18 protein-coding genes are annotated in these 19,661 nt (G+C 66.9%); 3 read left to right on the plus strand and 15 right to left on the minus strand.

Annotated features, from left to right (window positions below; translation table 11 throughout):
* Both D573_RS14970 and D573_RS0107690 read right to left on the minus strand, forming a co-directional pair.
* Positions 1 to 185: DUF4372 domain-containing protein (locus tag D573_RS14970; protein ID WP_038039778.1), on the minus strand; the 185-nt coding region annotated here is incomplete at its 3' end.
* A gap of 363 nt (positions 186 to 548) precedes the next feature.
* Positions 549 to 1,133 carry an ion transporter gene (locus D573_RS0107690; protein ID WP_018176430.1) on the minus strand — a complete coding sequence of 195 codons (585 nt, stop codon included), beginning with the start codon at positions 1,131 to 1,133 and terminating at the stop codon, positions 549 to 551.
* Positions 1,134 to 1,609: 476 nt separating this feature from the next.
* Here D573_RS0107690 and D573_RS0107695 point away from each other — a divergent pair, with 476 nt between their 5' ends.
* Positions 1,610 to 2,257 (plus strand): HD domain-containing protein, encoded by a 648-nt coding sequence (locus D573_RS0107695; protein ID WP_018938424.1) that lies wholly within the window; start codon positions 1,610 to 1,612, stop codon positions 2,255 to 2,257.
* 430 nt (positions 2,258 to 2,687) lie between these two features.
* Here D573_RS0107695 and D573_RS0107700 read toward each other — a convergent pair whose 3' ends face one another.
* Positions 2,688 to 3,794, minus strand: coding sequence for an SEL1-like repeat protein (locus D573_RS0107700; protein ID WP_018938425.1), 1,107 nt, complete (start codon positions 3,792 to 3,794; stop codon positions 2,688 to 2,690).
* Between the two features lie 267 nt (positions 3,795 to 4,061).
* Entirely contained in the window at positions 4,062 to 5,858 is a 1,797-nt protein-coding gene (locus D573_RS0107705; protein WP_038039781.1) for an SLC13 family permease, read from the minus strand.
* Positions 5,859 to 5,952: 94 nt separating this feature from the next.
* Here D573_RS0107705 and D573_RS14205 point away from each other — a divergent pair, with 94 nt between their 5' ends.
* Positions 5,953 to 6,102, plus strand: coding sequence for an integrase core domain-containing protein (locus D573_RS14205; RefSeq protein WP_081618745.1), 150 nt, complete (start codon positions 5,953 to 5,955; stop codon positions 6,100 to 6,102).
* 48 nt (positions 6,103 to 6,150) lie between these two features.
* On the opposite strand, the gene modC is transcribed toward D573_RS14205, so the two are convergent.
* The 11 genes from modC to D573_RS0107760 all read right to left on the minus strand — a co-directional run bounded on the left by modC (position 6,151) and on the right by D573_RS0107760 (position 18,790).
* Positions 6,151 to 7,257: a molybdenum ABC transporter ATP-binding protein gene (gene modC, locus D573_RS0107710; RefSeq protein ID WP_018938427.1), complete on the minus strand. Its 1,107-nt coding sequence runs from the start codon at positions 7,255 to 7,257 to the stop codon at positions 6,151 to 6,153.
* Positions 7,254 to 7,946 (minus strand): molybdate ABC transporter permease subunit, encoded by a 693-nt coding sequence (modB, locus tag D573_RS0107715; protein WP_018146161.1) that lies wholly within the window; start codon positions 7,944 to 7,946, stop codon positions 7,254 to 7,256. The genes modC and modB overlap by 4 nt, the downstream gene beginning before the upstream one ends.
* Before the next feature lie 6 nt (positions 7,947 to 7,952).
* Entirely contained in the window at positions 7,953 to 8,732 is a 780-nt protein-coding gene (gene modA / locus D573_RS0107720; RefSeq protein ID WP_018938428.1) for a molybdate ABC transporter substrate-binding protein, read from the minus strand.
* 192 nt (positions 8,733 to 8,924) lie between these two features.
* Complete coding sequence (locus D573_RS0107725; RefSeq protein WP_018169352.1) at positions 8,925 to 9,311, minus strand: winged helix-turn-helix domain-containing protein; 387 nt, start codon at positions 9,309 to 9,311, stop codon at positions 8,925 to 8,927.
* A 309-nt stretch (positions 9,312 to 9,620) separates the two neighbouring features.
* Positions 9,621 to 11,579: an acetate--CoA ligase gene (gene acs, locus D573_RS0107730; protein WP_018938429.1), complete on the minus strand. Its 1,959-nt coding sequence runs from the start codon at positions 11,577 to 11,579 to the stop codon at positions 9,621 to 9,623.
* Positions 11,580 to 11,681: 102 nt separating this feature from the next.
* Positions 11,682 to 12,293 carry a 3'-5' exonuclease gene (locus D573_RS0107735; protein ID WP_018938430.1) on the minus strand — a complete coding sequence of 204 codons (612 nt, stop codon included), beginning with the start codon at positions 12,291 to 12,293 and terminating at the stop codon, positions 11,682 to 11,684.
* Between the two features lie 125 nt (positions 12,294 to 12,418).
* The gene (locus D573_RS0107740) at positions 12,419 to 14,245 is read right to left on the minus strand and encodes a putative nucleotidyltransferase substrate binding domain-containing protein (protein WP_018938431.1); all 1,827 of its coding nucleotides are present in this window, start codon (positions 14,243 to 14,245) and stop codon (positions 12,419 to 12,421) included.
* Between the two features lie 195 nt (positions 14,246 to 14,440).
* Positions 14,441 to 16,210, minus strand: coding sequence for a sodium:solute symporter family protein (locus D573_RS0107745; RefSeq protein ID WP_018169356.1), 1,770 nt, complete (start codon positions 16,208 to 16,210; stop codon positions 14,441 to 14,443).
* A gap of 7 nt (positions 16,211 to 16,217) precedes the next feature.
* Positions 16,218 to 16,481 carry a DUF4212 domain-containing protein gene (locus D573_RS0107750; RefSeq protein WP_018146154.1) on the minus strand — a complete coding sequence of 88 codons (264 nt, stop codon included), beginning with the start codon at positions 16,479 to 16,481 and terminating at the stop codon, positions 16,218 to 16,220.
* 43 nt (positions 16,482 to 16,524) lie between these two features.
* Positions 16,525 to 18,399 (minus strand): DUF294 nucleotidyltransferase-like domain-containing protein, encoded by a 1,875-nt coding sequence (locus tag D573_RS0107755; protein ID WP_018938432.1) that lies wholly within the window; start codon positions 18,397 to 18,399, stop codon positions 16,525 to 16,527.
* 211 nt (positions 18,400 to 18,610) lie between these two features.
* Positions 18,611 to 18,790 carry a DUF1328 domain-containing protein gene (locus D573_RS0107760; RefSeq protein WP_018938433.1) on the minus strand — a complete coding sequence of 60 codons (180 nt, stop codon included), beginning with the start codon at positions 18,788 to 18,790 and terminating at the stop codon, positions 18,611 to 18,613.
* A 369-nt stretch (positions 18,791 to 19,159) separates the two neighbouring features.
* Between D573_RS0107760 and D573_RS13795 the strand changes: the two genes are divergently transcribed.
* Positions 19,160 to 19,384: a hypothetical protein gene (locus tag D573_RS13795; protein WP_038039782.1), complete on the plus strand. Its 225-nt coding sequence runs from the start codon at positions 19,160 to 19,162 to the stop codon at positions 19,382 to 19,384.
* Positions 19,385 to 19,661 lie beyond the last annotated feature (277 nt).

Below are 19,661 nucleotides of genomic sequence, written 5' to 3' on the forward strand. Positions count from 1 at the left end.
GCGGACTCGATATCACGCAGGCTGTGCCGCTGGCCCACATGCCCAACCACCAGAGCCAGAAACTGGCTCCAGCGGGACAAGGCGTCGCTGCGCCGCGGCCCATCCAGCTTCGTCGCCAGTCGCTCAAATTCAAGTCGCGGCACGGATTGGAGAAGCTGACGAAGTACAGTAGCATGGTAGGCCATAGCCCGATTCCTCGTTTCGATTCAACGTTTTGTGGTGAAACCATTGTATCGAAAACGGCCCAGGAATCGGGCTATCTCGTTGAATTAAGTGGGACAGCAGTGGGGTAGACCGTACCGCGGATACCTGTCGCCGTGTCCGTGGCGTGTCCATGTGCGGCCGCTGGAATCGGTAGACGGCCTTCGTAGACGACCCTCAGTGCGATGCGTCCGCTTTAATCGTGGCGTAACCCTGTCGGAGCAGTGATAGCGGCCCGTTGAGTCGAACGTTCGGACCATCGGAACAACATGGGTGTCCTCTTATTCCTGGTCCTGGAGCAAGAAGGATGAGCGAGATAACAGCACAACCAATCGAGCGGTTTCCGTTTATTCGTTCATGTCTTCGCGCTTTGAGCGCTCCTCCTGACGTCGCTTGCGAATGGTGCTGGACTTTATGAATGGCAGGAGTTTCAGCAGCCCCGTAACAAGGCGTGAACGATAGTACTCGACCCGCACGATGAAGCGGACAGCCCAGTGTTCCTTACCCAGCTTTTCCTTGGCCTCCGTCATCGCGGCACTGCTGCCGGCATTGCGGACGCTGGCCAGGCGGAACAGTTCAATCTGTCGGAGCAGGGCCGTGTGTCGCAGCAGCGGCAGGGGGCGGAGAAGTCGGATCAGGCGAGTGGATTTGAGTATCTCGTGAAGCAGTGGAAAGGAGAAGATGATAATCAACACCGACAGCCAGTTTTCTTTGGTCGTCTTCCAGCGGTCATGCGAGATGGCCATGTAAAAAGCATACTCGACCACGAACACTGCCCAGATCAGCCAATCGGCGACCGTGATCAGGGGGTGTTCCACGTCTAACCAGTAAGTGATCGTCAGCGGTGCGGTCAGTATGGCGGCAATGATGACGGCAGCGGTCAGGTAATTGCTGAGCGATTCTTCAAGCGCCGATTCAAGCTTCAGTCGCACCGGCTCCCTCCCGCTACCCTGAGTGGCCGCCTTCCAGCGCACGAATGGCAATGGATAACGTCACGCCAGGGATTCGTGCCTTTGCATGGCGCGTTCGTCATCAACACAGACTGTTCGCCACCATAGGCCGAGGTCAGGCTGGCGTCGGTACGGTGCCAAACAGAAGGGTTCTGAGGCTCTTTGCGGCGGAAAATCCGGCCTTTTCCAGCAGGGCGAGCGCCGCGGCTGACGCCAGGAGCCCGTATTGCTGGGGCCGGTGAAGGCCGGCTGCAAGAAGATGGGGATCTCTTCTTCCGGCTGAGGGGGTACCACTAGCTCCGCCATGATCGGAAGGAGGGGCAACAGGCAAGGTCGACCCCATGCCATGCGCGCACCCAATAGCGTGACGCACTTGACTGAGACCGGCGCCGTAACGTGGAGCCCTTCTGATTCGGTTTCTCTACAATACCCGGCATCACACCCTTCCGGATCAACCCATGCAGCTGGAACAACGCGCCCGTTCCTTCGCCATTGCCGCGCATGCGCGCGTCGAGCACGTCTGCCGGTATACCGGCGAGCCCTATATCGTGCATCCGGCGCGGGTTGTGGAACTGCTGCGTTCAGTGCAGCACACCGAGTGCATGCGGGCGGCCGTCTGGCTGCAGGACACCATTCGGGATACCGGGGTAAAACCGGAGACCCTGGAGCGGCTGTTTGGCGCGGAGGTCGCAGAAATGGTGGTGATGATCAGCGACGTGAGTCATCCGGAGGACGGCAACCGTGCCCAGCGCAAGGCGATCGACCGGGCGCATCTGGCGCGGGCGACGGCCCAGGCCAAGACCGTGAAACTGGCCCAGCTGATCGATCTGGCCTGTACCGTATTCATGCATGATCGTGCCTTCACCCCGGTGTTTGTTCGCGAGAAGGCGGCCTGGCTGGAGGTGCTGGAGGGCGGCGACCTGTTGCTCTGGCGCCAGTTGCGGGATCTGACACCGACCATGCACCCGGAAATGGCGGACAAGGACGCCGACTGGCGTCGAAACTGCCCCTTCGCACGGCGCTCTCCCCTGCGCCGGTACGATGTCGCAGTGGGGCGTGGTATTCGGGAAGGATCCAGCAACCAGGACACGGCTGCGGCCGGGTGAAGCGACAGTCCGAACCGCGCAGGAACAGGAACCGGTCCCCATTATCGCGGTCGGCGGCGGATTGTTTCTAGCGCGAGTCTTACACCGTCCCCAGCAGCGTTGGCCTCACTCGCCGGGGACACTCGCGGTGCTCGTGCCGAACGGGTGATGGACTAACTAACTGGAGGCTCGGCCTTGCGCGCCTCGGGAAGTAAGGGGTCAGACCTGGTCTTTTTCTCTGCCTTCACCACAGGGGCAAAAGGCAAGGTGTGACCCCATGCCATAGCGGGAGATGCCGCATTGCCGTCTGTCTGCGAGCAAGTTGGCCATTTTCGTCCCTAAATTGTCCGTTTAAGGCCATCTGTGGGCCTGGAAACCGCTATAACCGAAAGTATTTCAGGCTCTTGTCGTGGTCCGACCCCGTCGCGCTTGTCGGCGCGTGCGCGCTCGCCTATCGAGTGATGGGCGGACCGAAGGGTTCGGTCTTGCGCGTCTCGGCCTCCGCGCGTTGTTCCGGGGTGAGTTGCTGGTGGATGTAGTCGCGCGCCTCGGCCGCCGGCTTGTGGCCCTGATCGGCGGCGCGCGCGAACCAGACCCAGGCGGCGACATAGTCGACCTCCACACCATGGCCGTCGGCCAGCACGATGCCCAGGTTGTACTGCGCCGGGGCCAGGCCCTGCCGGGCAGAGGCTTCATACCAGCGCGCCGCCGCCGACTGGTCCCGGGGTACCCCCAGGCCCCGATCCAGCAGGACCCCAAGATTGGCCTGGGCCTGGGGGTGGCCCGCTTCGGCCGCCGCCCGATACCAGTGAGCGGCAGCTTCCATGTCTTCCTTTGTGCCCTTGCCATCGCGGCAGAGATTCCCCAATTTCGCCGCGGCGTCGGGGTCCCCGGCCTCGGCGGCCTGGCGATACCAGCGGGCGGCGGCGGTCAGGTCCGCGTCCACTCCATCGCCCTGTTCCAGGGCGAGGGCAAGGTTGAAGGCCGCGTCCCGGTGGCCCGCGCTGGCGGCCTGGGCGTAGTACTCCGCTGCGGCGGTTCGATCCCGCTCGCAGCCACTGCCTTGTTGGTGGGCGACCCCAAGGCTGTTCAGGGCATCGGGATCGCCGCGTTCCGCGGAGCGTTTCCACCACTGGACGGCCTCGGTGGCGGCGGCGTCGCCGCCCTGGTTGAGCAGCAGAACCGCCAGATTGTTCTGTGCCGCGACGTGTCCTGACTCGGCCGCGCGGCGATACCAATGCCGGGCCATCTCGGTATCCGCCGGATCTGCCTTTTCGGCCATCACGCCCAGGTTGAAGCTGGCATCGCTCAGCCCCTGTTCCGCGGCCTTTGTCCAATACTCGCGTGCACGCGCCGGGTCCGCCTCCAGTCCCAGTCCCTCCGCGTAGAGGATTCCCATGCCGAGCTGCGCCCAGGCCGAGCCACCATCGGCGCGGGCCTCCCAGATATTCCGGGCGGCCCGGTAGTCGCCCCGTTCGAAGGCGAAAAAACCGTCGCGGTCGGCGCCGCCCGGACTGTCGGGGGGCAAGGGGTTGGCAGATGAGGTGGGCGTGTCCATGGCTGATGCGCTCGGTGGCAGGTGACAGCCCGAGGATACAGCCCCCGATGCCTACCGCAAGGCACAGCACGGAACATCGTCGGGGTTGCACGGCTCGCCACCCATTCGCCCGGCCGAGCCGTTCGGTCATGGCCCGTCTCCAGCCCGGACCTTGGCTCTTGAGGAAGCTTTACAGGCCACGATCCGGCAGCGACCGCTCGATGCTCAGTACCTTGTCGAGGTCCGCACGGGCAATGCGTGGCTGGCCCCGCTAGCCTCTACAACCTTTTAGGGCGGCCAAATCCACAGGATCAGCGGCACGGCAGTCACGATGACGATCAGCGACAGTGGCAGGCCCATGCGCCAGTAGTCGCGGAATTCGTAGCCACCGGGGGCCATGACCAGGGTGTTCGACTGGTGCCCGATCGGCGTCAGGAAGGCGCAGGACGCGCCCACGGCGACCGCCATCAGAAACGGATCCGGGGCGGCCTCCATCGACCGGGCCAGCGCGATCCCCACTGGCGCCGCCAGCACTGCCGCGGCGGCGTTGTTGACTACGTTCGACAGCAGCATCACCACGACCATTAGCAACGCCAGCATCACGGCGGGGGAGGCGGCTTCGCCCAGCGCGAACAGGCCATCGGCGATCAGCTGCGAGCCGCCGGTCGTCTCCAGCGCCCGACCCACCGGCAGCAGCGCCGCCAGCAGTACGATCACCGGCCACTCGATCCCGCGATACACCTCGCTCGGCCCGATCAGCCCGACCAGCACCATCGCCACCGCGGCCCCGACCAGCGCGGGCGCCGCCGGTACCCAGCCCAGCGCCACCGCGCCCAGCGCCAGCGCAAACAGGCTGCTGGCGAGGATCACCTTGCGCGGCTGGGTGATGCGCAGCCCGCGCGAGGCCAGCGGCAGGCAGCCGAGCTCGCTCAGCGCGGCGGGCAGTTCCTTCTCGCCGCCCTGCACCAGCAGGATGTCCCCGGCGCGGAACTGCACCTTGTCCAGGCGCTCGCTCAGGCGCACGCCCTGGCGCGCAACGGCCAGCACATTCACCGCGTAGCGCTGGCGCAGTTCCAGGGCGCTGGCCGTGGTCCCGACCAGACGCGAGCCGGGCGTGACGATCGCTTCCTCCAGTGCCAGTTTGCCCAGCGCGTTCTCGCGCTTTTCACCGTTGCCTTCCTGCTCGGCTTGCTCTTCCGCCTCCTCGACCCGCGCCTCCAGCTCCATCTCGGTCACGTCCAGCAGCGTCTTCAGGCTGTCGGAGTCCGCCTCGACCAGCAGGATGTCGTCCGCGCGCAGCACCTCGTAGATGGCGGGCATGGGCTCGCGGCGTTCCCCGCGGACGAGTCCCACCACGACCACCTCGGCCTCGCCGCGCAGCTCGCGCATCAGCTCGTAGACAGTGTGGCCGACATACCGGTTGCCCTCCGGCACCCGCACCTCGGTCAGGTAGGCGCTGATCTCGAACAGCTCGCCGCTGGCGGCCGGGCGCTCCCGCCGCGGCGTCAGCCGCCAGCCGATCAGTGCGATGAAGATCACGCCGACCACCGCGATCCCGAACCCCACCGGGAGGAAATCGAACATCGCAAACGCGGTGCCCGTCGCCTCCGCGCGGTACTCGGCGATGATGATATTCGGCGGCGTGCCGATCATGGTCAGCATCCCGCCCAGCAGCGAGCCGAACGCCAGCGGCATCAGCAGGAAGGCGGGCGAACGCCCGCTCTGGCGTGCCATCCAGATGGCCACGGGCATCAGCAGGGCCAGCGCGCCCACGTTGTTCATGAACCCCGAGGCCAGTGCCACGACCCCCGTGAGGGCCGCCACCTGCACCCAGGGCTGGTCACCCACACGGGTGAGCTGGCGCGCCACCGTGTCCACGACCCCGGCGTTCAACAAGCCCCGGCTCAGCACCAGCACTGCAGCGACCGTGATCACCGCCGGGTGGCCGAAGCCGGAGAACATCTCGCGAAACGGGACCAGTCCGAGAAAGGCCGCTGCCAGCAGCGCCCCGATCGCCACGATGTCGTAGCGACAGCGGTTCCAGACGAACAACACCAGGGTCACCGCCAGCAACCCGAAGATCATCCACTGCTCGGCCGTCACTCACCGCTCCCTCGGGTGTCCCTTTCACCCAATGTAGGGCCTTCGCGGCTCACGTGCACCGTTTTCGGCGGCAAGCGTGCGGTGCATTAGAAACGGCCAATGGCACACCGAGCAGTGGCTGCAGGACTACAACGAAACCATCCCCCACGATTCGCTGGGGGACCTGACGCCGGTCGAATGCCGGCAGCTACACCACCCGGAAACCTCTGGTTATGCGTGGACCTAATCCGGGGAAGTGGACAGGATGGCCCGGCACGCAGGGCACCCGCTGTGATCAGTCGAGAAAGGCGACGGATTTGACGAGTGCGTGGGCGCGGGCGCCGGGCTGGAGGGCAAGGCGTTTGGTGGAGAGGCGGGTGAGTTCGGCCATCAGGGTCTGGCCGTCTTGCTGGCGGCAGGTGGCGAGGATGCGGGCGGGGCCATGGTGGCCGGGCGCCTCGTCCAGGGACTGGATGGTGACGGGGATGATGTTGAGGATGGAGACGTCCTGGGGTGGGGTCAGGGCGATGGAGACGTCGCGGGCGTCGATGCGCAGGCGGGCCTCGCTCCCGGCGCTGTTGGTGGAGCCGGGGGTGGCGGGGACGCGATAGCGTGCGTCCGGGGGGCCGAAGGTGTGCAGGCCGTGTTCGTCAGCCGGGCCGAGTTCGCCCTGGAGGACGGAGACGGCGCCTTCATCCCGGAATAGTGGGGAGTCGGCGCGGGCGAGGGCGTCGCGCAGGGGTTCCAGGCGTTCGAGCTGGCCGTCGTGCATGAAGGCGACGCGGTGGGCCAGGCGTTCGACTTCTTCCGGGGCGTGGGTCACCAGCAGCGTGGGGATGCCGGTCCTGTCGGACAGGCGCGCGAGGAAGGGCATGATCTCGCGCTTGGTCTGGGTGTCCAGCGCATTCAACGGCTCGTCGAGCAGTAGCAGGTCGGGGCTGATGAGCAGGGCCCGGCCCAGCGCCACGCGCTGGCGTTGGCCGCCGGAGAGCTGGTCGGCGCGGCGGTCCAGCAGTTCGGTGATGCCGAGCAGGTCGGCGACCTCGTCCAGGTGCAGGCGGCGTAGGGGTTCTGGCGTGCGCTTGTAGCCGTAGAGCAGGTTGCCGCGCACGGAGAGGTGCGGGAGGAGGGTGGACTCCTGGAACACCAGTCCGACGCGGCGGCGGTGCAGCGGGACGAAGGTCTTGCCGGACTGCCAGGGCGTGTCGCCGAAGTGCACCTCGGCGCCGGGCGGGTGTTCCAGCCCGGCGATGATGCGCAGCAGCGTGGTCTTGCCGCAGCCGGAGCGGCCGAACAGCGCGGTGACGCCCTCCAGCGGGATCGCCGTGTCCACGTCCAGCGCAAAGCCGGAGCGCTCCAGGCGCGCCTGGATGCGCAGTGTTTCGCTCGTGGGTCGGCTCACAGGCGCACCGTGTCGAAGCGGCGGTTGATGGCGTAGACCACGAACAGCACCACGAAGGCGAAGATCAGCAGGCCTAGCGATAGGCGATGGGCGGAGGCGAAGTCCATCGCCTCGGCGTGGTCGTAGATCAGGATGGACAGCACCTGGGTCTCGCCGGGGATGGCGCCGCCGAGCATCAGGATCACGCCGAACTCGCCGAGGGTGTGGGCGAAGGCGAGCGTGGCGGCGACGATGAAGCCACCGCGCGACATCGGCAGGACCACGGTGAAGAAGCGATCCATGCGCCCGGCGCCCAGCGAGCCGGCGATCTCGGTGGGCCGGCGGCCGAGGTTGGCGAAGGCCTGCTGCAGGGGCTGCACGGCGAACGGCAGGGAGTAGATCACCGAGGCGATCAGGATGCCCTGGAAGGTGAAGGCCAGGTGGTTCAGGCCCAGGTTCTCCAGCGTGCTGCCGACCGGGCCGGCCGGGCCCAGCAGGACCAGCAGATAGAAGCCGAGCACGGTGGGCGGCAGGACCAGCGGCAGGGCGACCAGTGCCTGGACCGTCGTGCGCAGGCCGCCGGGGGCGCGGCCGTTGGCCAGCCACCAGGCGATGGGGGTGGCGATCACCAGCAGGATCAGCGTGGTGTACAGCGCGAGCTTGAGGGTGACCTCGATCGCCATCCAGTCCGTGGGGCTCAGCTCGAACATGTCGGGTTACGGGGTGGCGTCGTCGGGCAGCTCTTCGCCGGGCATCACGAAGCCGTAGCGGCGCATGATGTCGCGGGCGGTGTCGCCGTTCATGTAGTCCGAGAAGCGGTGGGCCGTGTCGTTGTGTTCACCGCGTCGGGTGATGATGAAGCCCTGGGTGAGGGGTTCGTGCAGGGCGTCGTCGATCAGGTGGTAGTTGTGCTCGGCGAGGTCCGGGAACTCGGCCAGCGACAGGGCGATGATGCCGATCTCGGCACCGCCGGCCTGGATCATGCGCGCGGTCTGGGCGATGTTGTCGCCGTTGACGATCTTGGACTGCAGATCTTCCCAGACGCCGACGGACTTGAGCGCCTCCATCGCGCGCACGCCGTAGGGCGCGTGGGTGGGCGAGGCGATGGCGACGCGGCGGATATCGTCGCGCAGCAGGTCTTCCAGCGTCATCGTGGAGGCATCCATGCGGTTGCTCCACAGCACGATGCGGCCAATGGCGTAGACCTCCGGCTCGGTCACCGCGTGGCCCTCGGCGCGCAGTTTCTGCGGGTAGGCGATGTCGGCGGAGAAGAACACGTCGTAGGGGGCGCCGTTCATGATCTGCGTGGTCATGCGGCCGGAGGAGCCGTAGGTGACGCGTACCGTGTCGTCCGGGTGCGCCTCGCGGTAGGCGTCCAGGATCTCGTCCAGGGCGAAGCGCAGGTCGGAGGCGGCCGCGATGGTCAGCGGGCCGTTGGCGGTGGTCAGGCCGGGTAGCAGGAGCAGCAGGGTCAGGAGGAGGGCGCGCAGGTGCATGGTGTGGGTCTTCCCTGTGGCTGGGTCTTGTAGGGCTCGGATGGTTCCGTTGGGAGACTGCTTCGTCGCGCTGCTCCTCGCAGTGACGCGGCGCTTGTCTGGGTGGATATGCGTTTCGTTATATTTCGATTTGCATATCGGTAGGCGCAATGATGCGGGGGCCAGGGAGACCCGTCAAGGCTGGGGTCGGGGTTACGGCTTGGGGTCGTCGGCGAGGAAGTCGGCGAAGGCGTGCAGCTCGTCGCGCAGGGCCTCGCAGGCCTGGCGTTCCATGTCGCGGTAGCGCGCCAGTACGGTCTCGCCGAAGGCGGTGACCTGGGCCCCGCCGCCGCCGGAGCCGCCCTTGGCGGTGGCCACCATGGGCTCGCGGAAGCTCTGGTTCATGGTCTCGACCAGGTCCCAGGCGCGGCGGTACGACATGCCGACACTGCGCGCGGCCGCGGAGATCGAGCCCTTGTCGCGGATGGCCTCCAGCAGCATGGCCTTGCCCGGGCCCATGGCCGTGACCTCGCCCAGCAGCACGCGCAGGCGCGGGGCCTGGGGGTGGTCCTTGGGGTTGCCGGAGTGGTGGGTGCTCATGCGTTGTGGGGCCTGGGGTTTGCCGGTGATGGTGCCGGGGAGGGGTTGTGGGTGCGAATGATAACCCCCGCCCCCGTCATTGCGAGGAGTGCAACGACGAAGCACGAAAGCAGCGAAGCTGCGTTGAACGGCCAAAGGCCGGCCCGAAGGGCGAGCGCAGCAAGTAATCTCCTGATGCTGGCACTGCGCGAGTGGTCAGATTCCGGTGGTTACGGACGGAGATTGCCGCGTCGCCTTCGGCTCCTCGCAATGACGCGGAGAGGAGCGGAGGGACGGAAGAGGCCGGGGCGCGGGGCCCCGGCCCGGGGCTCAGGCCTTGCCCTGGAGCTGCGGGATGACGGCCTCGTTCTCCAGCGTGGAGGTGTCGGAGGTGATCTCCTCGCCCTTGGCGATGGAGCGCAGCAGGCGGCGCATGATCTTGCCGGAGCGGGTCTTGGGCAGGCCGTCGGCAAAGCGGATGTCGTCCGGCTTGGCGATCGGACCGATCTGGTCGGCGACCCAGTTGCGCAGTTCCTTGACCATCTCGTCGGCCTCCTCGCCCGTCAGGCGATCGCCCTGCAGGATCACGAAGGCGACGATGGCCTCGCCCTTCACGTCATGCGGGCGGCCGACCACGGCGGCCTCGGCGACCGCCTTGTGCGCGACCAGAGCGGATTCGACCTCCATGGTGCCCATGCGGTGGCCGGAGACGTTCAGCACGTCGTCGATGCGCCCCATGATCCAGAAGTTGCCTTCGGAGTCGCGGCGCGCGGAGTCGCCGGCCAGGTAGTACTTGCCGCCGAACTTCGGCCAGTAGGTGTCCTTGTAGCGCTGGTCGTCGCCCCAGACGGTGCGCAGCATATGCGGCCAGGGCTTCTTGATGACCAGGTAGCCGCCCTCGTCGGCGCCCAGGCTCTTGCCGTCCTCGTCCACCACGTCGGCGGCAATGCCGGGCAGGGCCTGGGTGCAGGAGCCGGGGACCAGCGTGGTCGCGCCCGGGATCGGGGCGATCATGTTGGCGCCGGTCTCGGTCTGCCACCAGGTATCGACGATCGGGCAGCGCTCTTCGCCAACGGTGGTGTAGTACCACATCCAGGCCTCGGGGTTGATCGGCTCGCCCACGGTGCCCAGAAGGCGCAGTTTGGACAGGTCGTACTGCTTGGGCAGGTCCGGGCCGGCCTTCATCAGCGCGCGGATCGCGGTGGGGGCGGTGTAGAACACGGTCACGCCGTGGTCCTGGCACATCTTCCACCAGCGTCCGGCGTCGGGCACGGTCGGGGTACCCTCGTAGACCACCTGGGTGGCACCCACGGCCAGCGGGCCGTAGGCGACATAGGTGTGGCCGGTGATCCAGCCGACATCCGCGGTGCACCAGTAGACGTCGTCGCCCTGCAGGTCGAACACCCACTCGTTGGTGACGATCGCGCCCAGCAGGTAACCGGCACTGGAGTGCTGGATGCCCTTGGGCTTGCCGGTGGAGCCGGAGGTGTAGAGCAGGAATAGCGGGTGCTCGGCCTCCACCCATTCCGGCTCGCAGTCGACGGATTCGCCGTCCACGGCGTCTTCCCACCAGACGTCGCGGTCGGCGTGCATGGTCACGTCGTTGCCGGCCCGCTTGCAGACGACCACTTTCTCGACGTCGCCCGGGTTGGAGTCCAGCGCCTTGTCGACGTTGGCCTTGAGCCCCACGACCTTGCCGCCGCGCTCGCCGCCGTCGGCGGTGATCACGACCTTGGAGCCGGAGTCCACCACGCGGTCACGCAGGGCGTCCGCGGAGAAGCCGCCGAACACCACCGAGTGGATCGCGCCGATGCGGGCGCAGGCCTGCATGGCGATCACGGCCTCGGCGTTCATCGGCATGTAGATGATGACGCGGTCGCCCTTCACTACGCCCATGCCCTTGAGGGCGTTGGCGAGCTTGCCGACCTCGTTGTAGAGGTCACGGTAGGTGAGGTGGCGGGTGTCGCCGTTCTCCGCCTCGAAGACGATCGCGGTCTTGTTGCCGCGGACTTCGAGGTGGCGGTCGATGCAGTTGTAGGAGACGTTCATGCGCCCGTCGGCGAACCACTGGTAATGCGGCGCCTTGGACTCGTCGAGACCCTGGGTGAACTCGGTCTGCCAGTTGATCTTCTCGCGCGCGACATCGCACCAGAAGCCCTCGTAGTCGGCCTCGGCCTTCTGGTGCAGGGCCTCGAGATCGGCCGGCTTCAGGCGGGCGTTTTCGGTGAACTCCGCCGACGGCGCAAAGTGGCGCGTCTCGGTGAGGGTGGACTCGATGTTGTCACTCATCAGGGCCTCCAGATCGGTTTTTGGTATGGGGTATGGGAGTGGCCAACCGCCAGCCCCTTTGGTGGGTGCGAGGATAGCATGCGAACCGGGCGCTGGCCGCGCTTACCAGAGCCACGCGGGGCGGAACAGCACGCGCCCCAGTGGCAGTTTTCCATCCGGCGATTGCCGACTCAGCAGTGCGGCGAACAGTTCGCCCGCGGCGATGGCGTCGAACAACGCGTCGTGCGCGCGATAGGCCGGCAGGTTGTAGCGCGCGCGCAGGGTATGCAGGCGCAGCCCGTGGGCCGGGATCGGCTGGCCGGCGCGGCGCAGGGCCGTCTCCGCCAGGCGCAGCGTGTCCACGATGGCCAGCGGGGCGCGCACGCCGTACAGGCGCTGGCAGGCCTGCTCGAGGAAGCCGATCTCCAGGGCCGCGTGGTGCGCCACCATGACGCGCCCGGCGAGCGCGTGGAACAGGGCGTTCAGGGCCTCGTCCAGCGGTACCCCGCCGGCGGCGCGCTGATCGGTGATGCGGTGGATGACGGCGCTGGCCTCCGGCACGGGCCCTTCGGCGCGCACCAGGCGCTGGTCCGCGGTGGCGAGGTCGATGCGCGGGCCCTCCATCGCCACCCAGCCCATGCTCAGGATGCGGTCGTGTTCCGGGTCCAGGCCGGTGGTTTCCAGATCCACTGCGAGAAAGCGGCTGGCGGCCACCGGCTGGCCGGCGGGCGGCATGGGGGCCTCGAGGAGCTCGCGCAGCGGGCCCGGCGGGGCGCGGCGCGCAGCCCGACGCCGGGCGCGGCAGAAGCGCCAGTGGCCAGGCGGCCGGAGCCATGCGGCAGCGTGCAGAGGGCAGACCATCAGAGGGCCGTCTTGCGGGCGTCGTTCACCAGGCGGAAGGCGGTCTTCAGGTGACTGCGCTCCAGGGTGGACAGTCCGGCCGGGTCCAGCGCGTTGTCCGGGGGCTGGCCGTTGCGGATCTGGCGAGCCTGATGGCGGGCGCGCAGGTTAGCGATGTACAGCCAGGCATCGGCCAGGTTGTCGGCCGTACTCTCGTGGATAACCCCCGCCCGGGCCGCGGCGCTCAGGCGTTCCACCGTGCTGCGGGCCGCGCTGCCAGCGTGCAGGGCAAAGACCCGTGCCATGGCGACGATCGGCAGCAGCCCACGCATCTTCAGGTCGAGGGTGTCGGCGTGTGCGCCGCTGTCTTCCAGCACGAACTGGCGGAAGAAGCCGAGCGGCGGGGGCAGGTTGCGCGCCTGGTCGGCCAGGGTGCTCAGCAGGGCCTCGTGGCGCGCACCAACCTCCAATGCTTGTTGGCGCAATGGTTCGAACAGTTCGGCTGCACCGAGGATCACGCGCATGTCGAGGTAGTGGGTGGCCAGCATCGCATCGCGTGGGGCCGGGTGGTGCAGCACGCGTTCCATCTCGCGCGCCCAGTCGGCCGCGGGTCGGCGCCAGTCGGGATGGGTGGGATCGACATCACCGGGGCAGGCGCGGATGCCGCAGGCGTCGAGGCCGGCGGTTACCCCGCGGGCAAGCTCCGCGAACCAGACGTCGACGTCCGGCGAGGCGTCATCGGCAATGATGAGAGCGGTGTCCTGGTCAGTGAACACGGTCTGCTCGTGGCGGCCCTGGCTGCCGCTCGCAAGCCAGGCAAAGGCGCAGGGGGCTGGGCCGCGGTCGCGTTCGTCCAGCTCGATCAGGCGCTGGGTGAGTGTGTCGATCACCGTGGTAACAGTCTGGGTGAGTTGGGCGGCGTCGGCGCCGGCCTCCACCAGTTGCACCTGCAACTGGGGCAGGGCCTGCATTACGCCCTGCAGGCCGGCAAGGTCGTCGGCACGGCGCAGGTCGCGCACCAGGTAGATGGCGCTGGTGCCCTGGTGGCGGATCAGGTCGGTGCTGGAGAGGATGCCGGCCAGGGTCCCGTCGGCCTCGTGGACGACCGGGAGGTGGTGGATGTCGTGGCGCGCCATGCGCAGCAGGGCCTCGAAGGCGGGGGTGCCGCGCTCAACCGTGGTCAGCGGGCTGGCCATGGATTCGGCAACGGGCTGGCCGGGGTCCACGCCGTTGGCGACCGCACGGCGCAGGTCGGTGTCGGTGAGGATGCCGCAGGGTTCGCCCGGGCGCTCGGGCGTGTGCAGCAGCAGCGCGGAAATGTCGCCGCGGTCCATCAGGCGCGCGGCCTCGCGCAGGCTGAGCGTGCTGACCGCCAGTATCGGGTCGCAGGTCATCAGGGCGCGCACTGGCGTGGTTAGCAGGCTGCGGTCCCCGTGCCCGCCCTGTGCTGTGCGGTCGGTGGCCAGTGGGCGCGGGGCGTCGGCGTCGAGGAACTGGGCGATGGCGTCGTCGCGCGCGGCCAGCTCAAGGGCGCGACCCAGCGGCAGGTGGTAGACCAGGGCGTCCTCGGTGACCGGGCCCAGCGGGCGCGCCGGGGTGTTGGGGATGTGCACCAGATCGCCCTCGCCCAGGCGGTCGTGCAGGGTGTCCTGCGCGTCGCGGATCTCCAGCGTGCCGGTGCGCACGATCCACAGGCCGGGTTCGGCGTCCGGGGGAAAGCTGGTGCCCTCGCGCAGGTAGCGCAGAGTGAGCTGGCGCAGAAAGGCATCCCGGCTGGCCTTTGGCAGGGGGGCCAGATCGGGGCAGTGGTCGAGAAACTCGCGGATCTCTTCGAGTTCGCCGTTCATGCGTGGGTCCGTGTGGGGTGGGGCAACCGGCAATCGACCGGGGTGGGGTCGATTGCCGCTTGGCCCGCAGACACTGTGCCAGATAAAAGGGGCCGACCCGGTGCACCCGAGCCGACCCCGTCTTTTCTCCTGTCGAATGACCATCCAGTCATGGTGGCAGGGGTCCCGCCATGTCCGTCATGGCGGGACCGTCCATCAGCCTTCGGTACGCGGTACGCGCACGCTTTCCACCAGATCCTGGATGTCCTTCGGCGGCTCCTTGGTCAGCTTCATCACGATGTAGGCGGTGACGAAGTTGAAGACCGCGCCGATGGCGCCGAAGCCGGTCGGGTTCACGCCCAGCAGCCAGCCGTCCGGGTTGTCCGGGAGCATGGCGGTGCCGGAGAAGAAGAACCAGCCCTTGTACGTGAAGATGTACAGAAGGGTGGTCAGCAGACCCACCAGCATGCCGGCGATCGCGCCTTCCTTGTTCATCTTCTTCATGAAGATGCCCATCATCAGGGTCGGGAACAGCGAGGCCGCGGCGAGACCGAAGGCCAGTGCCACCACCTCGGCCGCGAAGCCGGGTGGATTCAGCCCCAGATAACCGGCGAACAGGATGGCGACACCCATGGCGATACGTCCGGCCATGAGCTCTCTCTTCTCGCTGATCCTTGGCATGAACACGCCCTTCAGCAAGTCATGCGAGATGGCCGATGCAATGGCCAGCAGCAGTCCCGCTGCAGTCGACAGTGCGGCGGCGATACCGCCCGCTGCGACCAGTGCGATGACCCAGCCAGGAAGCCCGGCGATCTCGGGGTTGGCCAGCACCATGATGTCGCGGTCGAGGGTGACGATCTCGGAACCTTCCCAGCCGTATTCCTCTTCGGCGAAAGCCGCGAACTCTTCGTTGCCGTCGTTGTAGTACTGGATCACGCCGTCGTCGTTCTTGTCCTCGAAGGCGAGCAGGCCGGTCTGTTCCCAGCGCTCCATCCACGCCGGCCGGTCCGCATGGGCCAGGTGCCCCTCTTCGGTGCCGATCTCGCCCGGGTGGACGGTGTTCACCAGGTTCCAGATGGCCATCGCGCCGACTGCCGGGGCGGTGGTGTAGAGGATGCCGATGAACACCAGCGCCCAGCCGGCGGACTTGCGGGCATCACGCACGCGCGGAACGGTGAAGAAGCGGATGATCACGTGCGGCAGGCCCGCGGTACCGATCATCAGCGCCAGCGTCAGCAGGAACATGTTGAGCATGCTCATGCCGCCCACTTCGGTGTAGGCGTGGAAGCCCAGATCGACCATGGTCTGGTCCAGCGCCTCCAGCAGGTAGGTATCCGTCCCCTGCAGGGTGGAGCCCAGTCCCAGCTGCGGGACCGGATTGCCGGTCAGGGTGATGGCAATGAAGATCGCCGGCACCGTGTAGGCAAAGATCATGATCACGTACTGCGCGATCTGGGTGTAGGTGATGCCTTTCATCCCGCCGAGTACGGCGTAGATGAACACCACGGTCATGCCGGCGATCAGGCCGGTGGCCAGTGGCACTTCCAGGATGTTGGAGAAGGCGATCCCGACCCCGCGCATCTGCCCGATCACGTAGGTCACGGACATCACGATCAGGGAGATCACCGCGATAATGCGCGCGGTCTTCGAGTAGAAGCGGTCACCGATGAATTCCGGCACCGTGAACTTCCCGAACTTGCGCAGGTACGGGGCCAGCAGCAGTGCCATCAGCACGTAGCCGCCGGTCCAGCCCATCAGGTACGCACCCCCGGTGAAGCCGAGGAACGCGATCAGGCCGGCCATGGAGATGAACGACGCGGCGGACATCCAGTCCGCGGCCGTGGCCATGCCGTTGGCGATCGGGTTAATGCCGCGCCCGGCGACGTAGAACTCGCTGGTCGAACCGGCGCGCGCCCAGATGGCGATGCCGATGTACAGGGCGAAGGTCGCCCCGACCACGAGCAGGCTTAGAGTCTGTTGATCCATGACAGGCTTACTCCTCGTGGACGTTGAACTTGCGATCCAGGACGTTCATGCGCCAGGCATAAACGAAGATCAGGATGATGAAGGTGTAGATCGAGCCCTGTTGCGCGAACCAGAAGCCCAGCGGATAGCCCCCCAGCTGGAACGCGTTCAGCGGCTGGGAGACCAGAATGCCCAGCACGAACGACACCAGGAACCAGATGGCCAGGCAGATGCCCAGCAGACGCAGATGCGCCCGCCAGTAGGCCTGCCGGCTCAGGTCTTCTTGTGACATGACGATGCTCCTCTCGTAAGGTTTTGTTGTTTGCCGTGTTCCATCACAGCTGGTATTGCACCTCAAGCTGTCCCTGCAGCTTGCGGGCCTGCCGGAAACTCTCCTTGAGCACCCGTCCCTCCAGGGCACCCAGCTCTTCCGGCCGGATTCGGTTGTCGTCGTCGCGTCCCTCGCGCAGCGCCTTTTGCTGGGCGCGCAGGCGCAGCATCTGCAGGTAGCGCAGTGCGGCGTGGTAGTCCTGGGCATCGGCGGCGCGCATTACGTCGGCCGCAACGGCCTGGTCCAGACGTTCGTGGGTGCGTGTGGCCGGCAACTCGGCCGCCAGCGCGATCACCCGTGCGCCGTCGACGAAGGGCGTGAGCCCCTGTTTCTTGATATCGATCCCGTTGGACCCGCTCTTGATCTCGCCGAACAGACCCAGCGGTGGGCGGAACATCTGCTGGTTGGCGGCCATCTGGCGGCGGAAGCGGCTGTTGAAGGCGGTCTTCTGCAGCAGGCGGGTGCGCAGCGCCTCGACGGGTCCGGCATCGCCGTCCACCGCGCGCAGATCGAAGAAGATGCTGCTCTTGAGCAGGTGCTCCGGCGTGCCCTGCTCGATCCAGCGGGTGAAACGCTGATCCCACTCCGGGCCGCTCAGGCAGCACTCCGGGTTGCCGGCCATGATGTTGCCGGGGCACAGCATGAACCCGCACTCGGCCAGCGCCTGGTTCACGTCCTTCGCGTACGGCAGCAGGCGCTCGCGGATCGCGTCCGCGTCGCCTGCCTCGGCGTCGAACAGGATGCCGTTGTCCTGGTCCGTGACCAGGGCCTGCTCCTCGCGCGCCTGGGAGCCGAACGCCAGCCAAGTGAAGTCGATGCCCTCGATGGCCTCGTGCTGCGGCCGCAACAGGGCCAGCACCCGGCGGGTGGCGTGTTCGTTGAGACGCGTGATCAGGCGCAGGACCTGATCGGCTTCTGCGCCCTGGCCGGCCACGGCCTCGATCAGGCGTGGCACCTGGCGCAGGCGCTCGGCGACGGCGGTGACAGAGTCGGCGCGGCGGATCGCGCGCACCAGACCGTCCAGGGTCAGCGGCTGACTGGTCAGCAGGTCGCGCTCGCCCAGCACGCCGACCAGGCGGCCGTCGCGCACCACACACAGGTGGGTCATCCCGTGCTCGGTCATCGCCTCGATACCCTCGAAGCCCGGGGTGCTCTCCTCCAGCGCCACCGGGTCGGGGGTCATCACGGCCGCGACCGGGGTGTCGAGGTCGACATCCGCCAGCGCCACGCGCGAGAGCAGGTCATGCAGGGTGAAGATGCCCACCGGCCGCTGGTTGTCGTCGACCGCGACGATGGAGCCGACCCGTTCGTCGCGCATGGTGGTCAGGACCTCGCGCAGCCGGGTGTCCGGGCGGCAGGTAACCGGGCTGCGCGCCAGGCGCAGGACCAGCGGCGTATTGAGTTGTCCGGCGCCACCGTCGCGGGCGGACAGGGTGTCCAGGCCCTGCTGCAGGCGGTCTAGCAGGTTGGCCAGGCGGCGCGTGCAGAAGTCGTTAAAGACCCGCGAACGGGCGCGTAGGCGGTCGAAGTCCTCCAGGCTCAGTTCCAGGCAGACGGTGTCCTCCGCTGCGCGATGCACGGTATGTACCGCGCGGCGGCCGAGGAGGGCGCCGATCGGGAAGCATTCGCCGGGGATCAGCTCCCAGGCCTTGCCGGAGAGCTGTTCGTCCTCGCTCGGGGTCTCGCCGCGGATGCGGCCCTGGCGGATGATGTGGAAACGCTGGGCCGGACCGGCCTCGGGGTCGGTGATGCGCGCGCCACGCGCGTAGAAGCGGCTCTCCAGGCGGGGCAGCAGGAACTCCAGCGCATCCGCCTCGAGCTGGTCGAACGGGGCGTGGGCGCCGAGGAACTCCCGGGTGCTGTCGAGCGCGTCGGACATGGCGGTAGCGGCATCCCCAAAGTGATGGTGTTCACGTCTCGGGGGTCTACTGCAAGTTGCACGCCAATTCTTTGGCCCCCGCGAATCAGCAGGTTGTGGCCAAGCGGTCTGTTCCGTGCGTTACGTTGCGTAACGTGCGTGTTTCTTCTCGTTACACCGGCCCGCGGCGTAACGGGGGCGAATGCCGACCTGTTCGCATTCGCCCCGGTCGTCAGCAAGCCTTCGTTACACCGGGGGGGCGCCTCCCGGTGACGAAGAACACCACCGCCAGGATCAGGCCCACGACAAACAGGATCCAGGCGATTTGCGTGGCGGCCCCGGCAATCCCGCTCAGCCCCAGCGCGCCCGCGACGATCGCAACGATCAGAAATAGCAATGCCCATCCCAGCATGATGTCACTCCTTGCAAATCTATTGAATGATCAAGTGTAGGCCGGATTTCGTGTTCTGGGTCTATGCTTTGATTGTGCTTGGCGAACTCGTTCTCAGTTCTGGAATGCAATTCAAGACTGGATCGCTTGGGGAGGGACAAACTGAGCGTGCTGATCGACGCGTTTTAACCCCTTCAGGATAACGTCCGGGTGCTGGCAAGAGTGGCGATTCAATTCGCATGTTCGATAGGTAGTGCATTGGGGTTTTGCGGGCCGAGTGCCGAGTGTCCGAGACAATCCATGGAGAAACGCGAGATGACTGGCGCAATGCGAAAAACCCACAGGACCCGTAAGGGTGGGATCGGTTTCGCGGGCTTTCCGCTGTACCGGATGGCCCTGTTGCTGGTGGCTGCAGGGCTGCTGGCCGCGTGTTCCGACTCGGGTCCGGCGGAGGAGGCCGGCGAGGCGGTCGACGAGACCGTAGAAGAGGTGGAGGACGACCTGCGTGGCTGGGTTGAGGACCTGCGCGAGGACGAGCCGCAAGACGGCGGACGCAGTCCCCAGGGGTATGACGACGAGTTCGACGAGGAGGGTCCGGCGCGCGATATGGATTGATCAAGTGCGCCATGTGCCTGAGCCGTTTCGGCAAGGCATTCGTTCAATCGGACACCGCGATCAGGAAACAAAAGGCTGGTGGGTGGGTTGCCATGAGCGGATGGCGGCTCGCCCATCAGCCTTTTTCGGTTCCGCGGGTGCGCGCGGTTTCCAAGTAATCGAACATGAACCACGCATGTTTCTTTGCTGATCCCGGGTGTTTCGGGAGAATCGCGGGCGTCTTCAGGGTAGTCAGTAAATTTTACATTCTGATTCGTTCCGAATAAGAACGCCGTGC

Origin of the sequence: Thioalkalivibrio sp. AKL9, from assembly GCF_000377825.1 — a bacterium.
GTDB classification, from domain to species: Bacteria; Pseudomonadota; Gammaproteobacteria; order Ectothiorhodospirales; family Ectothiorhodospiraceae; genus Thioalkalivibrio; species Thioalkalivibrio versutus.

What these genes read in the sequence shown, in the direction of transcription:
- D573_RS0107695 (WP_018938424.1), top strand. Translation starts at nt 1,610, where the DNA reads ATGCAGCTGGAACAACGCGCCCGTTCCTTCGCCATTGCCGCGCATGCG.
- D573_RS0107700 (WP_018938425.1), bottom strand. Translation starts at nt 3,794, where the DNA reads ATGGACACGCCCACCTCATCTGCCAACCCCTTGCCCCCCGACAGTCCG.
- D573_RS0107705 (WP_038039781.1), bottom strand. Translation starts at nt 5,858, where the DNA reads ATGATCTTCGGGTTGCTGGCGGTGACCCTGGTGTTGTTCGTCTGGAAC.
- modB (WP_018146161.1), bottom strand. Translation starts at nt 7,946, where the DNA reads ATGTTCGAGCTGAGCCCCACGGACTGGATGGCGATCGAGGTCACCCTC.
- modA (WP_018938428.1), bottom strand. Translation starts at nt 8,732, where the DNA reads ATGCACCTGCGCGCCCTCCTCCTGACCCTGCTGCTCCTGCTACCCGGC.
- D573_RS0107725 (WP_018169352.1), bottom strand. Translation starts at nt 9,311, where the DNA reads ATGAGCACCCACCACTCCGGCAACCCCAAGGACCACCCCCAGGCCCCG.
- acs (WP_018938429.1), bottom strand. Translation starts at nt 11,579, where the DNA reads ATGAGTGACAACATCGAGTCCACCCTCACCGAGACGCGCCACTTTGCG.
- D573_RS0107735 (WP_018938430.1), bottom strand. Translation starts at nt 12,293, where the DNA reads ATGCCGCCCGCCGGCCAGCCGGTGGCCGCCAGCCGCTTTCTCGCAGTG.
- D573_RS0107740 (WP_018938431.1), bottom strand. Translation starts at nt 14,245, where the DNA reads ATGAACGGCGAACTCGAAGAGATCCGCGAGTTTCTCGACCACTGCCCC.
- D573_RS0107745 (WP_018169356.1), bottom strand. Translation starts at nt 16,210, where the DNA reads ATGGATCAACAGACTCTAAGCCTGCTCGTGGTCGGGGCGACCTTCGCC.
- D573_RS0107750 (WP_018146154.1), bottom strand. Translation starts at nt 16,481, where the DNA reads ATGTCACAAGAAGACCTGAGCCGGCAGGCCTACTGGCGGGCGCATCTG.
- D573_RS0107755 (WP_018938432.1), bottom strand. Translation starts at nt 18,399, where the DNA reads ATGTCCGACGCGCTCGACAGCACCCGGGAGTTCCTCGGCGCCCACGCC.
- D573_RS0107760 (WP_018938433.1), bottom strand. Translation starts at nt 18,790, where the DNA reads ATGCTGGGATGGGCATTGCTATTTCTGATCGTTGCGATCGTCGCGGGC.
- D573_RS13795 (WP_038039782.1), top strand. Translation starts at nt 19,160, where the DNA reads ATGGCCCTGTTGCTGGTGGCTGCAGGGCTGCTGGCCGCGTGTTCCGAC.